Annotated in this window: 17 protein-coding genes; 16 read left to right on the top strand and 1 reads right to left on the bottom strand. The window is 55.8% G+C overall.

Going from position 1 to position 21238, the window contains the following annotated elements; translation table 11 throughout:
* Positions 1 to 612 precede the first annotated feature (612 nt).
* The 14 genes from gcvT to Pan97_RS05220 all read left to right on the top strand — a co-directional run bounded on the left by gcvT (position 613) and on the right by Pan97_RS05220 (position 17520).
* Positions 613 to 1716 carry a glycine cleavage system aminomethyltransferase GcvT gene (gcvT, locus tag Pan97_RS05285; protein WP_144971087.1) on the top strand — a complete coding sequence of 368 codons (1104 nt, stop codon included), beginning with the start codon at positions 613 to 615 and terminating at the stop codon, positions 1714 to 1716.
* A gap of 70 nt (positions 1717 to 1786) precedes the next feature.
* Complete coding sequence (gene gcvH, locus Pan97_RS05280) at positions 1787 to 2182, top strand: glycine cleavage system protein GcvH (RefSeq protein WP_144971086.1); 396 nt, start codon at positions 1787 to 1789, stop codon at positions 2180 to 2182.
* 116 nt (positions 2183 to 2298) lie between these two features.
* Complete coding sequence (gene gcvPA / locus Pan97_RS05275) at positions 2299 to 3672, top strand: aminomethyl-transferring glycine dehydrogenase subunit GcvPA (protein ID WP_144971085.1); 1374 nt, start codon at positions 2299 to 2301, stop codon at positions 3670 to 3672.
* Positions 3665 to 5125, top strand: a complete 1461-nt coding sequence (gene gcvPB / locus Pan97_RS05270) for an aminomethyl-transferring glycine dehydrogenase subunit GcvPB (RefSeq protein WP_144971084.1) — start codon at positions 3665 to 3667, stop codon at positions 5123 to 5125. The genes gcvPA and gcvPB overlap by 8 nt, the downstream gene beginning before the upstream one ends.
* A 177-nt stretch (positions 5126 to 5302) precedes the next feature.
* Positions 5303 to 6034, top strand: a complete 732-nt coding sequence (locus tag Pan97_RS05265; protein WP_241676409.1) for a lipoate--protein ligase family protein — start codon at positions 5303 to 5305, stop codon at positions 6032 to 6034.
* Positions 6035 to 6406: 372 nt separating this feature from the next.
* Positions 6407 to 7093 carry an FHA domain-containing protein gene (locus tag Pan97_RS05260; protein WP_144971082.1) on the top strand — a complete coding sequence of 229 codons (687 nt, stop codon included), beginning with the start codon at positions 6407 to 6409 and terminating at the stop codon, positions 7091 to 7093.
* Positions 7094 to 7345: 252 nt separating this feature from the next.
* Positions 7346 to 7918, top strand: a complete 573-nt coding sequence (locus Pan97_RS05255) for an RNA polymerase sigma factor (protein WP_165698622.1) — start codon at positions 7346 to 7348, stop codon at positions 7916 to 7918.
* Between the two features lie 53 nt (positions 7919 to 7971).
* Positions 7972 to 8712 carry a hypothetical protein gene (locus Pan97_RS05250; RefSeq protein WP_144971080.1) on the top strand — a complete coding sequence of 247 codons (741 nt, stop codon included), beginning with the start codon at positions 7972 to 7974 and terminating at the stop codon, positions 8710 to 8712.
* Between the two features lie 290 nt (positions 8713 to 9002).
* Complete coding sequence (locus tag Pan97_RS05245) at positions 9003 to 9506, top strand: hypothetical protein (RefSeq protein ID WP_241676362.1); 504 nt, start codon at positions 9003 to 9005, stop codon at positions 9504 to 9506.
* A gap of 157 nt (positions 9507 to 9663) precedes the next feature.
* Complete coding sequence (locus Pan97_RS05240) at positions 9664 to 10404, top strand: tetratricopeptide repeat protein (RefSeq protein ID WP_196782288.1); 741 nt, start codon at positions 9664 to 9666, stop codon at positions 10402 to 10404.
* A 289-nt stretch (positions 10405 to 10693) separates the two neighbouring features.
* Complete coding sequence (gene serC / locus Pan97_RS05235) at positions 10694 to 11779, top strand: 3-phosphoserine/phosphohydroxythreonine transaminase (RefSeq protein ID WP_144971079.1); 1086 nt, start codon at positions 10694 to 10696, stop codon at positions 11777 to 11779.
* Positions 11780 to 11833: 54 nt separating this feature from the next.
* Positions 11834 to 13456 carry a phosphoglycerate dehydrogenase gene (gene serA / locus Pan97_RS05230; protein ID WP_144971078.1) on the top strand — a complete coding sequence of 541 codons (1623 nt, stop codon included), beginning with the start codon at positions 11834 to 11836 and terminating at the stop codon, positions 13454 to 13456.
* Positions 13457 to 13604: 148 nt separating this feature from the next.
* Positions 13605 to 14432, top strand: coding sequence for a M48 family metalloprotease (locus tag Pan97_RS05225; RefSeq protein ID WP_144971077.1), 828 nt, complete (start codon positions 13605 to 13607; stop codon positions 14430 to 14432).
* Positions 14433 to 14559: 127 nt separating this feature from the next.
* Entirely contained in the window at positions 14560 to 17520 is a 2961-nt protein-coding gene (locus Pan97_RS05220; protein ID WP_144971076.1) for a PAS domain S-box protein, read from the top strand.
* An 11-nt stretch (positions 17521 to 17531) separates the two neighbouring features.
* Here Pan97_RS05220 and Pan97_RS05215 read toward each other — a convergent pair whose 3' ends face one another.
* A complete protein-coding gene (locus tag Pan97_RS05215) occupies positions 17532 to 18362 on the bottom strand; it encodes a glycerophosphodiester phosphodiesterase (RefSeq protein WP_165698621.1) in 831 nt (276 codons plus the stop codon).
* A gap of 316 nt (positions 18363 to 18678) precedes the next feature.
* On the opposite strand from Pan97_RS05215, the gene Pan97_RS05210 reads away from it, so the two are divergent.
* Together Pan97_RS05210 and Pan97_RS05205 are read left to right on the top strand one after the other, a co-directional pair.
* Positions 18679 to 19848: a DegT/DnrJ/EryC1/StrS family aminotransferase gene (locus Pan97_RS05210; RefSeq protein ID WP_144971074.1), complete on the top strand. Its 1170-nt coding sequence runs from the start codon at positions 18679 to 18681 to the stop codon at positions 19846 to 19848.
* Between the two features lie 434 nt (positions 19849 to 20282).
* Positions 20283 to 21173, top strand: a complete 891-nt coding sequence (locus Pan97_RS05205) for an endonuclease/exonuclease/phosphatase family protein (RefSeq protein ID WP_144971073.1) — start codon at positions 20283 to 20285, stop codon at positions 21171 to 21173.
* Positions 21174 to 21238: the final 65 nt, after the last annotated feature.

Genomic DNA, 21238 nt, shown 5'->3' with positions numbered 1-21238 from the left:
AGGACGTAAGTTGCCACGAGGAAGATGCCCCGAAAAACGCCGCAACTGGAAGATCGGATGTCCAACGCGAGCGGCTTCGATCTCACGTCGACCGGCCAAACGATTCATCCACACTACTCCATTTTTCGGATGGACGGTCGCGAATCGATAAACTATCTGAATTGACCCGATTAAGTTGCCTGGGCTGACTTGGACAACCCGGTTCAGACAGTTCGCCCCCCTCTTCGGAACGTGCCCGTATAAGCCGCTACGGAGATGCCGGGATGCCGCAATGCCGACCTGCCGGATAGACATTTTACGTTTCTCACCCCAAGCAGCGCAACAATTGGCCAGGCATCGCCGTTAGCCCGCTTTCCTCGCACGCAATGGTAACAATCCCAACTGTTACCCCCACTTTCTCCTGGAGCTTGCCCCTGTTCACTCGCGCCGGATCGTATACAATCGCAAGCGACCACTTTGTTCCTTTGCTTATTGGCATCTTAGCTCGACTGAGCCCCGCACTTTTCGCGGCGACGCAGTCACCGTCACTGGCTTTTCCCAGAAGGGGAATCGACCAGAGCACTCTTGTTTGCGCGGTGACTGGCCTGGACGAGAATACGAGACGTTCGACGGATGACGACCGAAACACTGAAAAAGACACCACTCTACGACTGGCACGCCGCGAACGGGGGACGAATGGTCGACTTTACCGGCTGGTCGATGCCGGTTCAGTACACCTCGATCATTGACGAGCACAACGCGACCCGAAACGCCGTCGGTCTGTTCGACGTTTCCCACATGGCCCGCTTCCGCTTCGATGGGGACGGGGCTCTTGAATTCATTGATGGATTGGTCACTCGCAAAGTGGCGGATTTGAAGCCTGGCCGCATTCGCTATGGTCTGGTTTGCAAAGAGGATGGCGGCATTCTCGACGACATCCTGACTTATCATCTCCAAGACAGTGATGGCAAGTCGTACACCTGGATGGTGGTTAACGCCGGCAATCGCGAGAAGATCGCCGACTGGATCAATGCTCGCCTGGCGGACGACGTGAAGTTCACCGACCACACCGAACAAACGGCCATGATCGCCGTGCAAGGCCCCAAAGCGATGGCCATCGCCCAGGAGTTAATCGAGGGTGACATCTCGGAGCTGAAATACTACCAAGGTCGCGAAGCGACGATTCTCAGCCACCACGGGCTCGTGAGCCGAACCGGCTACACCGGTGAAGATGGTGTCGAACTGACCGTTCCCGCGGAAAACGCGATCGCCGTTTGGGAAGCCCTGCACGTGGCGGCCACCGAAGTGGGTGGTCATGCGGTGGGACTTGGTGCCCGCGATACGCTGCGACTGGAAGCCGCGATGCCGCTCTACGGGCACGAGCTTTCCGAAGAGATTACGCCACTGCAGGCAGGTCTTGGGTTCGCCATGTCTTGGGACCACGAGTTCATCGGCAAGGCGGCCCTGGAAACGCTCGACAAAGATTCGCTTCCGGTTCGTATCGGTCTGGTGATGCAGGACAAACGTGTCCCGCGAGAGCACTATCCGCTTTACTCTGGCGACGAACTCATTGGCGAAGTGACCAGCGGTTCGCAATCGCCCACCCTCGCCGCGCCCATCGCGATGGGTTATGTCGCTCGAAAATACGCGGCCGAAGGCACGCTGATCGATGTCGACGTGCGCGGCAAACGCCACTCGGCGAAAGTCGTTCCGCTTCCGTTTTACAAGCGGAAATAAACGACGCCCCTCTCCCCTTCATTCCAGTCAACGCAATTTCCAAGCAGGTAAGTTTAGGAGTTTCCCGATCATGTCCACGGACAATTTGCTTTTCGCCAAGACGCACGAATGGGTCAAAGTGGAAGAGTCGGACGGTGCGAAGATTGCCACGGTCGGCATCAGTGCCCACGCGATCGAAGCCCTGAACGACCTGGTTTACCTGGAACTGCCCGAAGTGGGCAAGGAAGTCACCGCTGGCGAGTCGTTCGGTGAAATCGAGTCGGTTAAAGCGGTTAGTGATATCTACGCTCCCGTAACCGGCGAAGTGATCGAAGCCAACTCGGCCCTGCCCGACAATCTGGATTCGCTGCACGAAGACGCGTACGACAACGGCTGGATCGCCAAAATCAAAATCAGCGATGACTCGGCCCTGGCCGACCTGATGGATAAAGCCGGCTACGACAAGATGTGTGCCGAAGAAGGCTAAGGCCTTCTTCGTTGGAAGTTTTCAGTTTGAAGTGTTCAGCGAGGAATACTTCTCCCTCTCCCCCCACTGAAAACTGAACACTGAGAACTGAAAACTCAATTTTTGGAACCGATTGGATGAGCTATCTCTACAACACTCCGGACGATCAGGCAGCGATGCTGAAGTCGATCGGAGTCGATTCGATTGAAGAGTTGTTTAGCACCATTCCCGAAGACCTGCGGCTCAGGCGAGACCTGAATCTTCCGCCGCAAATGGGCGAGTTGGAACTGACGCAGCACCTCTCGGCCCTGGCTGCGAAGAATGCTTCTCCAGCGACGCATGCCTGTTTCCTGGGTGGTGGCAGTTACGACCACTTCATACCGGCCGCCGTCGACGCATTGGCATCGCGCGGCGAGTTCTACACTTCGTATACGCCCTATCAGCCGGAAGTCTCGCAAGGCAACTTGCAGGCCATGTTTGAGTACCAAACATTGATCTGCGACTTGACCGGCATGGACCTTTCCAATGCCAGTCTGTACGACGGCGGCAGTGCTTTGGCCGAAGCGGTCATCATGGCACTCAACACCGGCAAGCGGGGCGAAAAGGTCGTCGTCCTCGGTTCGGTTCATCCTGAATATCGACAAATTCTGCAAACCTACTTCGCCGATCTGGGCATCGAAATCGTCGAAATCGCCTGTCCGGACGGCATAGCCGATCTCGTTAAGGTCGAAGCTTCGGTCAACGCCGACACGAATTGCGTGATCGTTCAGTCGCCAAACTTCTTCGGCGGAATCGAAGACGTCGCCGCGATTGCCGAGATCGCCCACAAGAATGACGCGGTCGTCATTCAAAGCTTCGATCCGATCAGCCTGGGCTTGCTCAAACGGCCAGGCGACCTGGGCGCCGACATCGCCGTCGCCGAAGGACACTCGCTCGGTTCGCCCATGCAGTACGGCGGACCTTACCTGGGCATCATGGCTTGTAACGATCAATTCGTTCGCCGCCTGCCGGGTCGTATTGTCGGTCAAACCGAAGACCGCCGCGGCAAACGCTGCTGGGTGCTGACGCTGCAAACGCGGGAACAACACATCCGCCGCGAAAAAGCGACCAGCAACATCTGCACCAACCAGGGATTGTTTGCCCTGCGTGCTTCGATTTACCTGTCGCTGCTGGGCCCCGGCGGTCTGAGGCAAGCCGCGACGCTGTGCACGCAGAAGGCGCACTATGCTCAGCAGACGTTGACCGAAATCGATCGACTGGAGCCGGTATTCGGCGGCAGCCCATTCTTTAAAGAGTTTGTCCTTCGCGATACGCAAGGCAACGTCGAAGGCCTACTGGCGGAAGCTCGCGAAGCTGGCTTCCTCGGCGGCGTGCCGCTGGGGCAATTCTTCCCCGAAATGGATGACTGTTTCCTGGTGTGCGTGACCGAGAAACGCACCAAGGCCGAAATCGACGCTTTGACCCGAACATTCTCCCTCTGTCACACCGGGGGTTCCACGATCCATGCGTAACCAACAAGCAACCCAACTACTGTCCGAGCTTTCCCATCCTGGCCGCGTCGCCGTTCATTGGCCACCTTGCGACGTCCCAGAGCAGCCGATCGAGGACATCATCCCCTCGAACTTCCTTGCAGACGAAGCGCCCAAGCTGCCGGAACTGACCGAGGGGGAAGTCGTTCGTCATTATACGAACCTCTCGACCAAGAACATGTCGGTCGACACGCACTACTATCCGCTCGGTTCGTGCACGATGAAGTACAACCCGAAGCGGAACGAGCGTCTGGCTTCGCTGCCGGGTATCGTCGATCTGCACCCTTACCAGGACCAGTCGACGATCCAAGGGATGCTGCAGCTACTATACGAACTGCAAGGCATCTTTTCGGAGATCTCAGGCCTGCCGGCTTGCTCGCTGCAACCAGCCGCCGGGGCTCACGGCGAACTGACGGCCCTGATGGCTGCTGCCAAATACTTCAAGAGCATCGGCGAAGATCGCAAGGTCGTGCTGGCCCCTGATAGCTCGCACGGCACCAACCCGGCCAGTGCCCAGATGGCAGGCTTCAAGGCCGTCAGCATCAAGAGCGATCCCAATGGGGGCGTCGATATGGATGACTTCCGCAAGAAGTTGACCGACGACATCGCCGTGTTGATGATCACCAACCCCAGCACCTTGGGCTTGTTCGAGAAGAACATGCGCGAGATCGCCGACGCGGTACACGAAAAGGGTGGCCTCATCTACCTGGATGGCGCCAACATGAATGCGATTCTCGGCATTGCTCGCCCCGGAGATTTCGGGGCCGACATGATGCACTACAACCCGCACAAGACCTTCAGTGGTCCGCACGGCGGTGGTGGTCCGGGGGCTGGTCCGATTTGCGTGACCGAGAAGTTGAAGCCGTTCCTTCCTTCACCGATCGTGGAAAAGGATGGCGATCGTTACAAGCTCGACTTCGATCGCCCCGATTCGATCGGCCGCGTGCGGAGCTTCTTTGGCAACACCGGCGTGCTCGTCCGCGCTTACTGCTACATTCTCTCGCATGGTCCCGAGGGGCTGCGAGAAGTCTCCGAGAATGCCGTGCTCAACGCGAACTACCTGCTGAGCAAGGTAAAGCACTTCCTTCCCGTTCCGCGAGGCGAACGCTGCATGCACGAGTTCGTTGCGTCCGCTTCCGAACTGAAGAAGGAACGGGGCATCACGGCAATGGACATCGGCAAGCGCCTGCTCGACTATGGCTTCCACGCTCCGACGGTTTACTTTCCGTTGACGATTCCGGAGGCCATCATGATCGAGCCGACCGAAACCGAGAGCAAGGAGACGCTCGACGCCTTCGTCCAGACGCTCTTCAAGATCACCGAAGAAGACGCCGAACTGCTGCACGAAGCGCCGCATACGACCCCCATTAGCCGTCCGAACGAGGTCCAAGCAGCAAGAAGCCCTTGCCTGCGGGCCGACTTCTGCAGCAGCTAGTTACCAGCAACATGTCCGGTAGCGGTTCTCTGGTCCCCCTCCATCGCTCGATGGGAGAGGGCTAGGGTAAGGGATTGAAATCTTACCCGTGGGAAGTCTTTCCCAACGCTTTTCACTTCAGCGCTGTCCTCTGCGCCGGAGACGAGGCTAAGCCCAAAACGAGTTACCTTGAACGAGATGCGTCTAATCGTCGACCCACCAACACGCGGCACATGGAACATGGCGGTCGACGAAGCGATCTTGCGCGGAGCGGTTGATTTGGGGATGCCAACCCTGCGGTTTTACGGATGGAGCGAACCGACTCTCTCGCTGGGCTATTTCCAGAGGTACGACGATCGCCGACAGCACGAGGCCAGCGCCAGCTGCGCGTGCGTCCGACGAGCCTCTGGTGGTGGAGCGATCATGCACGATCGCGAGTTGACCTACAGCTTCGTCGCCCCTGTGCGAGATTCCCGGTCGGAAGAAACCACACGCTGGTTCGACCTGTTCCACGAGACGTTGATCGAAGTGCTAGCAAACTGGGGTATCAACGCCCACTTAAGCGGCAAGCCGCACGCCAGTTCTGCTCCGGAACCCTTCCTCTGCTTCCAAAGGCGCCACGAAGTCGACGTAATCGTTGATGACCACAAGATTTGCGGTAGCGCGCAGCGTCGCCACCAAGTTGCCGTTTTGCAACACGGGAGTGTGATATTGCAACAATCACCCTGGGCGCCCGAGCTACTTGGGCTCGAAGACATTACCGGGCAAGAAATTTCCGCCCAGTTGCTGATCGACCGGTGGAAAGACACCTTAAGACACAAATTCCAAAGTACTTACACCATCCAGCCGCTAACCGACAAAGAGACACAATCCGCCCAAGAGATCGAATCGGTCAAGTTCGCACATTCCGACTGGACGCATAAACGTTAACCAATACCAATATCAAAACCATTGACCTGGACTTAGTGGGGACATATGCTTAGTTAAGGATGAAAGCCAGATTGTCGATATAGGTTTTAGAGTTCACGTTTGGAGGCAGCGGAAAAAATCGCAGTGCGTGGTTTACCGCACCCCCAAAGAAACCATTTGCAATCGCGGTTGAAACCGTTATTTTAAGAGGACTTTTCTGTAGGGTCAGTTAGCCGAATTTATTCTCATTTGTCTTCACGCTCGGCGCGCTGATTGCATCGGAACAGATAGACCCCTTCGGTCGGCTCGGTGAATCCCGAATCAATCCTTTTAACCGCCATTATTTGAGTTTCTCAAAGGTGGGATTAGCCGTTGCACAGGAAGGATTTAAATATGCAAGTCATGCTCCAAGTTATCCGAGGACCAAGTGCCGGCAAGGAGTTCAAACTCCCCGTCGACAACTTCGTCATCGGTCGAGGTGATGGATGTCACCTGAAGCCCAAAAGCGACATGGTCAGTCGCAAGCACTGCGCACTCGCAGTACGTGATTCCAAGCTGTTTCTTGAGGACTTCGGAAGCAAGAATGGAACTTACGTCAACGGCGAACGCGTCGAGGGCACTATCGAGTTGAAGATGGGAGACGAACTCCGCGTAGGACCACTCGACTTCCTGATTCTGATCGACCACACCCTGGGTGCGGCCAAACGCTCGAAGGTTAGCAGTGTGAAAGAAGCTGCCAGTCGTGTGGCGGAAGCAAGCGGCCTCGGCAACGACGTTGCCAGCTGGCTGGAAGAAGCCGACGAAGAAGAACGCCAGATGCGGATGGAGAATCCGGAGACGCGTCAGTTCCGCGTCGACGAAACGCGTACTGTTTCCCTGGACGAACTCCGTGAGTTGGAAGAGGAAGAAGCAGCTGCTGGCGACATGAAGGATGGCAAGACCAAGACAGGCCTTTTGGGCATGTTTGGCTCGAAGAAGAAGACCTACGGCAAATTGCCTCAGGTAGAAAACGCCGGCTCGAAGGACAGCCAAGCGGCTGCCAATGACGCCATTCGTCGACTGATGGATAACCGCCGCTAGTGCCGATATCCACCCGAGTGCAAACGCTTCGTTAAAAACCATTTAAGCCACTCCTCATGGAGTGGCTTTTTTCGTTGATGATCGCAGCGGAACGAACGAAACGGACAATTCTCGCTCGCAGACTCCAAGAATACCCGCTAAGCTAGGAATAACTGGTCAATCTCGCTCACTTTCTCTAATTCTGCGAAACCGTCTATTCTAGTCGTGGGTATAAGTATGCAGAGTGGATGTGATCAGTCCAGGAGCGGTCCTTTGACGAACTTCAGCCTGCTAGTCGACCAATGCATGGACGGAGACCAGAGCGCGGTCTCTGAGTTCGTACGTCGTTTTCGAAACCAGGTCTACCTGCTGTGCTACCGTATGGTGGGGGAACACCACGAGGCCGAGGACATGGCCCAGGAAACCTTCCTGCGCGTGTTCCGCAACCTCCATCGGTGGGATCGAAGTCGTCCGATCGAGCCTTGGATCATGACCATCGCCGGCAACCGCTGCCGGACTCACCTGGCCCAAAGAAACCGGCGGCCGATCGCCTGTGAGACTCAGGATCACGTCGAAGACCACCGCGGGGCCGACCATCGGGGCGAACTGTTAGCCGAAGAAGTTCAGTTGGCCCTATCCCATGTCCGAGAAGAATACCGCAGGGCGTTTCTTCTGTTCCACGATCACCAACTTTCGTACGGTGAAATCGCCGAGCAGATGGATTGCCCGCTAGGAACCGTAAAAACCTGGGTTCATCGTGCCCGCCGCGAATTGGTCCAACGTCTCGCCAGTCGCGGCGTTACCCAGGAATACCGGGCGAGCCAGCTTGCTCGAGCCACCGACTAAACTACGCTTCCCCTAAAGGCACCTCCTTACAATCACCCTTCAGGAATCGATTCGTGAAGTTTGCAGAGTTTGAAAACACGCTCCAAGACTGGCTCGACGAAGGCCGCCTCGACGAGGTGGAAACGTTGTTACCGCTAGTCTGCCAGGCCGATCGCGCCGAGTGTGAAGAACTCTTGTTCACCTATCAGGCACTTTTCGCCGGGCTCAAGTGTGCTTCCCCGGCGGACACGTCATCTGCCAAGGTGTCGCCTGCTTCCCGGGTCGAAAGCACCTTGTGGAAAGAGGTTTCGCTGCCGGCAATCGCCATGGGGCTGGCCTTGTGCCTGACGGTGATCGCAGCCGTGCCTGGCATCTTTATTCCAGCAGAATCCGCTACGTCGCCGTCCACTCAGACATTGGTAACCGTTCCGCAACCGGTCGACTTACAGCCAAGTACCCTCCCCCAACTTGCTCCTGCGGCTCAGTTCGCATCACGCGAACCAGGCTTCACGCGATTTGCCACTTCATCGTTTGAGCCATTGGCTCGCAGCATGGTCAGCCAGACCGACATGGCCCTCAAATCGATCAACCGCGTCGCTACCGATTTGAACCCAATCGAAGAACAGTTATCCGCTTACCAGGATGCGGCCCCTCTGATCGACACGCTCACGCGCAGCTTCCTGCCAGGTACACGATCTCTTGGGAATGCCTTCTCGGTCCTACATGAAACAACGATCGAACCGGCCGCATCGACTCAAGAACAAGAGTCGAGCCATCTTTCGCCAGCTACTGAGCAAAACCCCGTCGTCAGCTAAGACGTGGCTCAGCAGAAGCTGAAATCCCAGGCCGAGTAGCGTCAGCGTTCCTCCTTCTTTCCTACTATTCAAGGCCGTGCGTCATGATTCGCACGGCTTTTTTTGGGCCTGACCACCTGGAGAAAGGGATGATGCATTCTTTGCGCAGTCACAAGGGTCCTGCTAACCGGAATAATCTGCACAATCTGCAAGCTTTACGGAATGTTGCAAAGTTACCACATGGGACTCCGATGAGTTGGGTATTCCCAACACATCCTCCCCAACCATCCAAGTCAACGGAGCTTACCATCGTGGCCAAAGCAAAAACGACGACCCGCAAGACGACCGCCTCCAAGACCTCGACGAAGACTTCGACCAAGGCCAAGTCCACCAAGGCGACAAAGAAACGCGTCGGAGAGCAGGAGGTCGTGATGGATCGTCGCCGAACCGATCGCCGCAGCAAGGCCGCTGCCGAAAAGACCAAGAAGCCGGAAGCTGCCGTCGAAGAGAACAAGGGCCCGGCCGAAGCCGAACCGAAGATGGAACGCCGAGCTAAAGTGAATCGTCGTCGTCAAATCGACCCGACCACCTGCGAACGCGACTACTCTGACGACGAAATCGAGTTCATGCAAGCTCTGGACGCCTACAAGCGTTCTAGCGGTCGGATGTTCCCAACTTGTAGCGAAATCCTGGAAGTGATTCGCGATCTGGGTTACAGCCGCAACGGCAACGTTCTTCCCGAATCAATTGAAGAAGCACAGGCCGAAGAACAAATGCCAGCGTTCTCGGACGAAGTTCCCGCGATCGAAGACTAAGCCGACAAACCAACGTTGCTAGCGACCTCGGGAGGCTTTTCGGCCTCCCGAGGTCTTTTCTTGAGCGAATTCGTCTTGATCAAGGAAGAAGTCGCCACTATTCTCCCCCGACGCATGAAAATAAGTCGCCTGACAACAGGATTATGGGGTTGATGACGTGCATCGACAAACGACTCTTCACCGAAAACTGATTCTCTTCGCACTCGTTGCATCGCTGGCCAGCGCAAGTATCGGCTGCCAGATGGCCGCTTCAGGCTACAACGTCGCTGGCGTGCGCGCCGTGGAAGAAGGTCAGCCCCAGGTCGCGGTGAATCAGTTTCAGAAAGCTTTGGGGCACGATCCCACCAACCCAGACGCCTATTACAACCTGGCCGCAACCTATCACCAGATGGGCAAGCAATCGGGCGACCAGAATACGTTGCACCAGGCCGAAGCCCTCTACAACCAATGTCTGGATCTCAATCCCAATCATACTGAGTGCCACCGCGGTTTGGCCGTCCTTCTGGTTGATACGCAGCGTAGTGATAAAGCCTTCACGTTGATGGAACGCTGGGAACAGAGGGCACCGCAATTGGCCGATCCGAAAATTGAGTTGGCTCGTCTCTATCAAGAGTTTGGCGACAAAGAAAACGCCATGAACCAGCTGAATCAGGCCTTGGCGGTCGATGCCAACAACTCTCGTGCTTGGGCAGCGATTGGCAGCCTACGTGAGCAGAATGGGGAACTCGGCCAGGCGTTGGCGAATTACCAGCGATCGTACCAACTGAACAATCTCGATGCCGGGGTTGGCTCTCGAATTGCTGCCTTACAACGTCAGGGAATCCAAAGCGAAGTCCCCATGGCTCCTACCACCGGCACGCAATTGGCCAATCAGCCAAACACTCGCAAACGTTACTAATGTGTTCTAACGCGCAGAGTGCCCGGCCGGATTGAGCATTTTCGATCCATTCCTATCGGAGCGTCAGGACGATTCTGAACCCTTTTGGGGCGTCTGTATCCTTCTGTTATGAACCGATTTGCGCCCAGTGGATTCAATTCTTTCCACGCGGCGCGGGGGCCGCTTCTATCGAAGAGGAATTCCCCTTAAAATCTGGGTTTACTTGCTATCTGCCGGTTCCGTCTGGGATGTCTTGCGAAAGACACAGACGGCCCCAATCGGTTGACCATCTTCCTTTGAGCCGACTGTCATGCCAGAACGCGTATTCAATTTCTCTGCCGGTCCTGCCGTTATGCCCCTTCCTGTGCTTGAAGAAGCCCAGCGCGACTTGGTCGCTTTGCCAGGCGTCGGTAGTTCCGTCATGGAACTGAGCCATCGTGGCAAGACCTACATGGATATCCACGCGGACGCGAAGGCACGGCTCGTATCGCTGCTGAACGTTCCCGACACGCACGAGGTCCTTTTCCTGCAAGGCGGGTCGCGGCTGCAGTTCTCGATGATCCCGATGAACCTGCTCAAAGGAACCGACAAGACGGCCGACTACGTCCTGACGGGTAGTTGGGGTAAGAAGGCGTTGGAAGAAGCCGTCAAAGAAGGCAAGACCAACGTCGCCTGGGACGGCAAACCGAGTAATTACAACAACCTTCCCAGCCAAAGCGATCTGAAGCTCACCTCGGACGCCGCTTACGTGCACATCACCTCGAATGAAACCATTCAAGGCGTTCAATTCCAGAGCGAACCTGAAGTGGGCAACGTGCCGCTGGTTTCGGACCTTTCGTCCGACTTCCTGAGCCGTCCGGTCGACGTCTCGAAGTATGGCATCATCTATGCTTGTGCCCAGAAGAATGCCGGACCGGCGGGCGTGACCGTCGTGATCATTCGCAAAGACCTGATGGCACACGCCAGCAGCGACCTGCCAGGCTACATGGTTTATCGTAACCACGCCGAGAACGATTCGATGTGGAACACGCCGCCAACGTTCGGCATCTACCTGCTGGGCCTGGTCTGCAAGTGGCTGCAGGAAGAATTCGGCAGCCTGGAAAAGATCCAGGCTCAAAACGAAGCCAAGGCCCAACTGTTGTACGATGCCATCGATCAGTCGGGCGGCTTCTACACCGGTCACGCCGTGCCGGAAGTTCGCTCGAAAATGAACGTGACCTTCAAACTGGGTGACGACCAGTCGGATAAGAAGTTCCTCGCCGCGGCCAACGAAATTGGGCTGACCCAACTGGGCGGTCATCGCAGTGTTGGTGGCGTGCGTGCTTCGATCTACAACGCGATGCCTGTCGAAGGCGTCGAAAAGCTTCGCGACTTCATGCTTGAGTTCAAGAAGTAAACACCCCTCACTTCCCTAACTTCGCTGGCAAACCCTCAGCCAAAGAAACGCATCATGCCTAAAGTCATTGTTTTGGATACGCTCGCTCAGGAAGGTCTCGACCTGTTGGATCAGGCCCCTGGGATTGAATACGAAGTTCGCACCGGCCTCAAAGGTGAAGAACTACGAAGTGCCCTCAACGAGTTCGATGGGGCTATCTGCCGCAGCGGCGTCAAGATCACCGCCGAGTCTCTCGAAGGCAACACCAACTTGAAGGTGATCGCTCGAGCCGGTGTCGGTACCGATAACATCGACTCCAAGGCGGCAGCTCGGCATGGCATCGTGGTGATGAATACCCCCACCGGGAACACCATCAGTACCGCCGAACATGCTTTCTGCTTGATGATGGCGCTCTCGCGAAACGTGCCGGCCGCCCACCAAAGCCTGGTCGAAGGCCGCTGGGATCGCAAGAAGTACATGGGTACGCAGTTGGCCGACAAAACCCTTGGCGTCGTCGGCCTGGGCCGCATCGGCATGGAAGTCGCCAAGCGTGCATTGGCCTTCGAGATGCGAGTGATCGCTTACGATCCGTTCGTCAGCCCGGAACGAGCCGCCGAATTGGGAATCGAGCTTTCCGAAACCGTTCCCGGCATGCTCCCTCACGTCGATTACCTGACGGTGCACACCCCGCTGACCCCAGAAACCAAGGACATGATCAACGCCGAGTCGATCAAAACCTTGAAGTCAGGTGCTCGCCTGATCAACTGTGCTCGCGGTGGTATCTACAACGAAGAAGCACTGGTCGAAGGTCTGAAATCGGGTCACCTGGGCGGTGTCGCTTTGGACGTTTACGCCGAAGAGCCTTGCACCGACAGCCCACTGTTTGGCATGGAAAACGTCGTCGCCACGCCGCACCTGGGTGCAAGTACCGAAGAAGCTCAAACACAAGTCGCCGTTGAAGCGGTTCAGTTGGTGGTCAATTACCTGACGACCGGCGAGATTCGCCATGCGGTGAACGTGGCTCCGCTGGACCCCAAAACGCTGGAAAGCATTCGAGGTTATCTGGACGTGGCTTATCGCCTGGGTCTGGTTGCCGCTCAAGTACATTCGGGTGGCGTGAAATCGGTGAAGCTGACCTATCGCGGTGAAGTCAGCAGCAAGAACACGAAGCTGTTGACCGCTTCGTTCTGTGCCGGCTTCCTGGCCAAGGCCCTGGAAGACGAACCGAACATCATCAATTCCGAAATGTTGCTGCTCGACCGTGGCGTCGACCTTTCGACCGAAACCAGCACCGAACTGGGCAGCTTCGCGAGCAGCATCACCGCAACGATCGAAGAAGGTGGCAAGTCGCACCAGGTTGGCGGCACGCTGTTTGGCAGCAACATGCCTCGCTTGATCTTGCTGGATGGTCAGCGTCTGGAAGCCTACCTCGACGGTACCCTATTCGTCTTCGCCCACAACGATGTCCCTGGCATCATCGGCAAGGTCGGAACGATCTTCGGTAACCACCAGGTCAACATCGCTCAAATGGCCGTCGGTCGATCGAGCACCACGCCAGGTAGTGCCGTGGGTGTATTGAACCTGGACGGTCTGCCTGGCGAAGAGGCCGTTAAGGAGGTCATGACCAGCGACAACATCACTTCCTGCAAGGTGATCGAGCTTCCCGCCGCCGGCGAGATGCCAAGCTGGATGCGATAAGATCGCTACAACCGAAACAACCAGCAAAACCGGCACAGCTTACTCGCTGGCCGGTTTTTCTTTGCGCTGGTGGGAATTGTATCCCCGGCCAGGCGAATTACCTTGAGACCTTGCAGTATGTCTCTCCTCCATTTGAAGAACTAAGTTGTTGGCTGATTTTTTCACTTCATCTCCGATTGCAAACGCCCCGTGGAACTGGGGATCGTTTCTGTGGTTCTCGCTGCTGATCCCAGTTGCGGCGGTCGTTGCGTACCCGCTGTTAGCCGAGGCGCTGTTTTCGCTTAGCAAGCTTTCGCGTCTGCAGAAGCGTAAACTCCAGCGCGCGCTTCCATGTATCGACGATCAATTGGCTGAAAAGCTGCGTGTCTGGGCAACGGGCGGTCGCGTTTGCAACGCAGCCGTCATGGGGTGTGTTCCCGGCTTTTCATTCGTGTTGGTAAGTGATGCGTTGCTCAGCCGTTTATCGCCTCGGTATGCGGCGGCCATCGTCGCGCACGAGATCGGGCATCTTCGTCTGTGGCATGTTCCCATCCGACTGAGCATTGTGTTTGCCGGCGGGATCCTGGGGATGACGCTCGTACATTTGGGCGAGCAGCTAAGCCAGTGGCAGATGCTGACGCAAAGCATCGTCATAGTGGGAACGATCGCCTACATGACGTTGATGCTTCATTTTGTCGCCCCTCTCTTGGAATTCCAGGCAGACGCGTTCGCGGTAAATCTACTCAGTAAAAGCGATCACAGCCGACGGCGCAGTGCCCGGGTGCTGATCCGGGCCTTGTCACAACTCACGCTTCTATCGGGAATGGAACCTAATCAAAGTACTTGGCTGTATCCCAGCTTCGAGCAGCGACGCCGTGTGATCCTCAGCCTGCATTCCACCACTCGCTTGCACGCTTACCTACGGTGGTTCCTCGCCGCCGTATTTCTTAGCCAGATTACTCTGATTATCTGCTGTCTATTGCTTCTTATCGGTTAAGCCGCCGGGGGTTCGATAATTTAAAGCCCAGATGTCGGTTTCGGTTTTGACGCTGCGCCCTGGTTTTTCGATAATCGAAGACACGTCGCCTCTTCGCTTGCTGTCTCGGAACTGAAGCCAATCCACCGTGAATCTACTTCGTAAATACTTCCTGCTCGGCGCAATCCCGGCGCTGATCGCGGTGGGGCTTTCGACCATCCTCGATTATCAGATCACGCAGCGGTTGCTGCGCGAACAGATCGATCAAACCCTGGAAGCCAAGCTGGACGCCAAGCGAAACGAAGTCCGCTTCTTTCTGGATAAACACTTTTCGCTGTTGGAAACCCTGGCAGCGACTCCGCTGGTGAAAGATGGAACGGTTTCCGAAATCATTGCTTTTCTAAGGATTCAGGAACTTGCCGCGCGCCAGCGTATTGAAGGGCTTTACTACGACGAGTTGGACGGAACGGTTCACGGCACCGATGGTGTCACGTTTAATGTCTTTGATCGCGAGTACTTTGGAGAAGTCCTCAAAGGGAACAAGGTCACCACGCGCATCCTGCAAAGCCGCGGTTCCGGGCAAGACATTCTTCTACTCGTCGCTCCGGTCCATACCGAAGACGGAACGCTTAAAGGAGCGATCGGGCTAACCATTCTCGATAGTCAATTGATCGCGTTTGTACGCAGCATGGAAGTCAATCGCGGCGGCTTCCTTGCACTCATAGACGACTCGGATCGCATGATCGCGGCATCCAGCAAGGCGGAATTCGTACGCAAAGAAAACATCTACGCCACCAATACAACCCTCACCGACGACACAGGCACCCGCTTTCTGGTTTCCGCAACGCGGGTACCTGATACTTCCTGGGACCTTATCGTTGCGATCCCCGAAATTGAAGTGCAAGGGGTCTACAATCGGATGGCGTGGTCGAAAGTCACCGCGGTGGCATGTGGAATTACGGCCGCCGTGATCTTGGCCCTTTTCTTCAGCGAACGAACCATTCGGCCGCTACAACAAATCATTCAAACGTTTCGCCAATACGCGCGGGGTGATCAATCGGCTCGATTTTCCTCGAAGGCTCGCGGCGAATTCGCCATTCTGGCGGAGTCGTTTAACAACATGGCCGACGAACTCGATGCGGCACGCGTCCAGCAGGAGGAACATGTTCGGCGAATCGAGTCGAGCGAAGATCGCTTCCGGCGTCTTTTTGATGGTGCCGCCGACGCGATCTTCCTACGTGATCTCAATGGCATCATCATCGATGCCAACCAGGAGGCGTGCCGCAGCCTGGGCTACGAGCGAGACGAATTGAAAGGGCTGTCCGTTTCTCGAATCGATACCGACTGGAACCTGGAAGATGGCCACCGATTGTGGAATCAACTGGCTCGTGACGGTGGTCGATATCATCCTCTGATCGAGCGAATACATCGCCGGAAAGACGGTAGCACGTTTCCGGTGGAAATACGATTGACCTTGATTGAACGTGAAGGCGAAACCGTGGTCATGTCCGCCGCACGCGATGCGACGCTAAGAAAAGCGGCGGAGAAGCAGACGAAGCAGGCCAAGGAATTTGCCGAAAAGGTGATCAATGCGTCTCCCGGCGTGATCTACATTTTTGATCTCGCGACTCAATCAATCGTCTTCATCAATCAAAACATTGAGAAAGAACTCGGACACACCAAGGAATACCTGGAAGACCTGGGGGCGCGTTTCTATACCGAAATCGTCCACCCCGACGACGTCTCTCGCGTCCGTCTTGCATCGACCCGATGGTACGAATCAGGCGAGCCTGAAATCCACGTTGACACCTTCCGCTTGAGGCATGCCAATGGTCAATGGGCGTGGTTCGAGTTTCATCGGGTAATATTTCAAAGAGATGCCAACGGGCACCCCACACAGATCCTGGGCGTTGCCACCAATACGACCGATCGAGTTTTGGCTCAACAGCAACTCGTTTGGGAAAAGGCCCTTCTGGACCAGGTGATGGAAACCAGTATTGCGGCAATCATGGTGGTCGACACCGTCGGCAACATTCAGTTTCTCAATCCCGCGTTGGAAAAGACGCTGCGCGTTGGTCGCGAATACGTTCAGGGCCAGAATATCTCCGCGTTCCCTTGGGAAATCTACGACATGGCAGGCAAGCCGCTCGCCGCCGAGAATCGTCCATTCGCGCTGGTCAAGAGCACGCTGAAACCTGTCAACGACATACGCTATCGAATTCAGTTTGGTCCAGACGACTACGTCATGGTATCGGCCAACGGCGCCCCACTGTTTGACGAAAATGGCGAGTTTGCCGGAGCCGTCTTCGCGCTGGCGGATATCACCGAACGCATCGAGTCGGAAAAAGTTCGTGAATCGTTGATCCGCAGTCTCGAAGCCACCAATACCGAGTTGAAGCAATTCACCTACACGGTTTCCCACGACCTGAAATCACCGTTGATTACCATCAAAGGTTTCCTCGGCATTCTGACGGAAGATATCGAAAGCCAGGACAAGTCAGCCATCGAAGAAGACCTTTCCATCATCGGCTCGGCAGCCGACGGCATGAAGCAACTTCTGGACGACCTCTTGGAACTGTCGCGCATCGGACGCAATGTCAAATCTCGCACGATGATCTCGCTTAACGAAGTGATCTCGGAAGCCATCACTTTGCTCGCGGGACAGATCGAAAGCCAGAATGCTGAAGTAAGAAGCGACATCGATGACGTGCACCTCTATGGCGATGCGGTTCAGATTCGGCAACTGATGCAGAACCTGATCGATAATGGAATTAAACACAATCGCAAACCCCACCCCAAGGTCACCATAACAGCCCACGAAGAAGACGACTTCGTTCTCATCGAAGTCATTGACAATGGGCCTGGAGTTGCCATTGAGTACCAGGAGCGTATCTTTCAGCTGTTTGACAAACTTGATCCTGATTCGGAAGGAACCGGGATCGGCCTGGCTATTGTCAAAAGAATCGTCGACTTCCACGGCGGCACAATCGAACTTCAGTCCGATGGAGAAGGCAACGGGTGCACGTTCCGATTAAAGCTGCCGGCGGTCATGCCGACTCACGAAGGCCCCTACGACCTGCCTGACCGAAGCGAGTCGACTTTGTCTTAGTCCTCAATGACTCACGGCGTGCCACCGAAAAGAGCTTTGCGAATCTCGGCCGGTTTGTCGGTCGTGATCGAATCGAAGCCGAGCTCGGCGTAGCGTTTTGCCTGGGAAGGTTCGTTAATCGTCCACACATGGCACTCGATGCCCGCCTTGCGAATCTCGCGAACGAACTCGGCAGTCACAACTTCGTCTCGTCCTTGAGTGCCCAGGCCAGTCGCTCCCGTCTTACCAAGAGACTCCAAGACTTTGCCAAGATCCGGCGACCACTTCCCGGTTGATTCATTCTGCTTGTAACTCGTTAACCAATTCGCTTTGAACTGCGGCATTTTTTCGCGAGCCTGCTTCACGACCCCTTCGTCAAAACAAATGATTACGATTTGTTCTGGACGCAACGTCGACTTCTCCAGCACCACTCGCAGCGGCTCGATAATCTCAGGACCGCATTTGATCTCGACCAGAATCTTTCCCGTTTGCGGGACGGTTGCCAATACTTCTTCCAAAAGAGGAATGCGTTCGCCGGCGTACTTTTCATGCTTCCACGAACCCACGTCGAGATCTCGTAACTGCTCCAGAGTCGACTCCGCTGGATTCAGCTTGGCCGTTCCGGCTGTGGTTCGCTCGGTGGTCTTGTCGTGCATGCACACAATATGGCCGTCCTTGGTGAGGTAGAAGTCCCCTTCGATCGCATCAGCTTTCTGCTTCCAGGCCTCCTGAAATGCGGCCAGCGTGTTCTCCGGTGCGTCGAACGAAGCCCCTCGATGCGCCACAATCATCTGCGCTTCCCCTGTTTCCACAGCACTTGCCCAACATGCCGCCACAAACGACAAATAAACGAACGTTCGCATCGTCAAAGTTCCCTTGGTCATCGAAGTGAGCCGCCTCAAAAGTTCCTGCCTGAATTATAGTCCACGAATCATCGTCCATTCATGCCCCCACGCTGGACGAGAGTGAGCGGTCGTATTTAAGTGTTTCCTCTGGAATGCCGAAGTAAAGCGTCTCCTTGGCAAGCCCCAATAATTTCAACAAAGCGACTAAAAAACTTGCTCCCTAAAAACGCCGGCGGTAGGTTAGCATCAATTTCCCAAGTGAGTCCGTCACGAGATCCGGCGTACGGATTGAAACTGCTAGAGACCACAACGTGCCGAAACGGGGCAACAAGGCGTGCGTGCTCGCAAGTTGTTTGACATTGGCTGGTACGATCTGGTCTACGGCTTGACGTTATGTGCCTGGCCGCAGGGCGATCTTGTGGCATGCGATCGCTGGCGCGAGCAGAATACGATTCCATCTCTTTCCGTTCGCAGCGGGTTTGACCTCCTTCTGCAGGCGCTGAATTTGCCCGAGGGAAGTGAGATCGTAACCACCGCCGTAACGATTCCCGATATGCTGACGATCATTCGCCAGCACCAACTCGTTCCCGTCGGAATCGATCTGAATCTGGCGACGCTGCAGCCATGTCTCGACCAACTCGCGTCGAGCATCACTCCGCGGACGAGGATGATCCTGGTCGCTCCCTTGTTTGGTGCCCAGATCGATCTTCGTCCTCTTCACGAAATTGCCCGGAAGCACCAACTGCTTGTGGTGGAAGACTGCGCCCAGGCCTTCGCGGGCTCCGGCTATCTGGGCAGCGAACTGGCCGATGTAAACCTTCTCAGCTTCGGTCCCATCAAGACAGCCACGGCCCTCGGCGGAGGCTTGATTCGCGTACGTGATGCGGGTCTTCTGGAAACAGTTCACCAGATTCAAAATGGATATCGGCTCCAATCGAGATGCTCCTATGCACTGCGACTTATGAAGTACAGTGTCATGAAACTTCTAACCCAGCGTCACTTGTTCGATCTCTTCCTGGGCCTGAACCGCCTGATGGGTCGTGACGCCGATCAGGCCATCCAATCCCTCACGCGAAACTTCCAAGGGAAAGATCTATTCAACAAGATTCGTTTGCAGCCATCGCGCTCATTGGTGGCAATGATTGCACGGCGTTGGAATGGTTATGGCGAACAGCGTCTCAAACGTCGAACCTCGCTAGGCGGATTACTCGCAAGCGAGGTCGACCCCCTGGCGAAAGTTGCTGGCATCGCCGCCGAGAACTCCACGTGGTGGGTCTTTCCGATGATCACGGAAGATCCCGCAACGATCGTTCGCTTACTACGTCAATCAGGCTTCGATGCGACGACCTGCCATAATCTTTGTGTGTTGAAATCCCCGACGGGCATCTCAGCCGAAATGCAGCGATTGATGCACGGCTGCGTCTTCTTGCCCATGTATCCAGAGCTATCCGATTCCGAAGTCAGGCGAATGGGCTTCGTGATTAAGGATGTACTGGAATCGTGAGAAGGTAAGACCTGGGTTTCATCCAGCGTATCGGTGAACTTTCCCGATCTGATGGTGACTGACGACCACCAAAAATGAAAAATGGGGGACTTGCCGTAACTTCTCTAAGGAGGGAGCCATTAGCCTATCGCAACGGAGTGCCACCTCGTCTTGCTCGATGGAGCTATGCCGTTTCATTTCAACTCTTCACATCCTCGACTGTACAGAGAAGTTGAGCTATGACTGTACGCGTTCCAATGACCGCAATCCTGGTTTCTGGCATGGCCGATTCGACGAGTTGGCGATCTTCAACAAAGCCCTAGGCGCAGAACAATTGATTCAAATCGTGGAGACTGTGCCTCGATAAGGCTTTGTAGGATTGAGAAGACGACGCTTTGTGGAGTTGTTAGAATTAGTCGAAACTCACCGGATAAAACGGCAAGGGAAACGACACCATGACCACAACTTCCACGAGCGGCCCTCTAACCCGAAGAGACCTGCTGAAACACGCGGCGGTCGGTAGCTTTGCCCTCGCAGCGAGCCACGTACAAAGCGTGCTCGCCGCCGATGAAAAGAGCCAGCCACTGCGAGTGATCGCCTACAACGTCTATAACTGCACCGGTTGGCCCAAGGACCGAGCCCTAGCGAACAAGGCGACGGCCCTGGGCCAAATGCCTGACCGCTTTGCTAACGAACTTGCCCTCTACGCGCCTGACATCATTAACTTCTCCGAGTCGCCCAGCGAAGAAGTGGCGAAGGAGATCGCTCAGGGGCTCGGCATGAACTACGTCCGCTTCCCGAGTGGGGGCAACTGGCCTGGCACGCTTCTAAGCCGATTCGAAATCGTCGATCCGCGGAACGTGCCTCTTGTTGAAGGCGAGCGTCCCCAAGACCTTTTCACTCGACACTGGGGGCAGGCCACCGTGAAGTTGCCAGGCGGTGAGTCGCTCGTCGTCCACTCCGCTCATCTGCATCCCAGCCCAGAGCCAGACACCCGGCTACGAGAGATTCCCCTCATGCTGCGGTCCATGCAGAAAGACCTCGACGCAGGCCGCTCCATGCTTCTGATCGGTGACCTCAATCACACTCCCGATACGAAGGAGTACAAGCTCTGGATCGAGGCGGGTTGGACCGACACGTTCACCAAGGCCGGCCAAGGCAATGGACTAACAATCAAAGCCGACACACCAGAACGGCGTATCGACTACGTGATGGCCGCTGGCCCGATTGCCAAGAACATCGTGGAGTCGAGACCATTGTTCGAGGGAGCATTTCGCACAAACCCCACCGACCCAGAGTCATTCGCCTTGAGCGACCACCTACCACAACTGGCCGTATTTAAGTAAGGGACATACCCAAACCTGGCAATTACCGAACTCTTCTGCAGACAAACGAATTGCAACCATCAGCG

The organism is Bremerella volcania (assembly GCF_007748115.1).
Classification (GTDB): Bacteria; Planctomycetota; Planctomycetia; order Pirellulales; family Pirellulaceae; genus Bremerella; species Bremerella volcania.
This window is presented reverse-complemented; position numbering and strand designations above follow the sequence as displayed.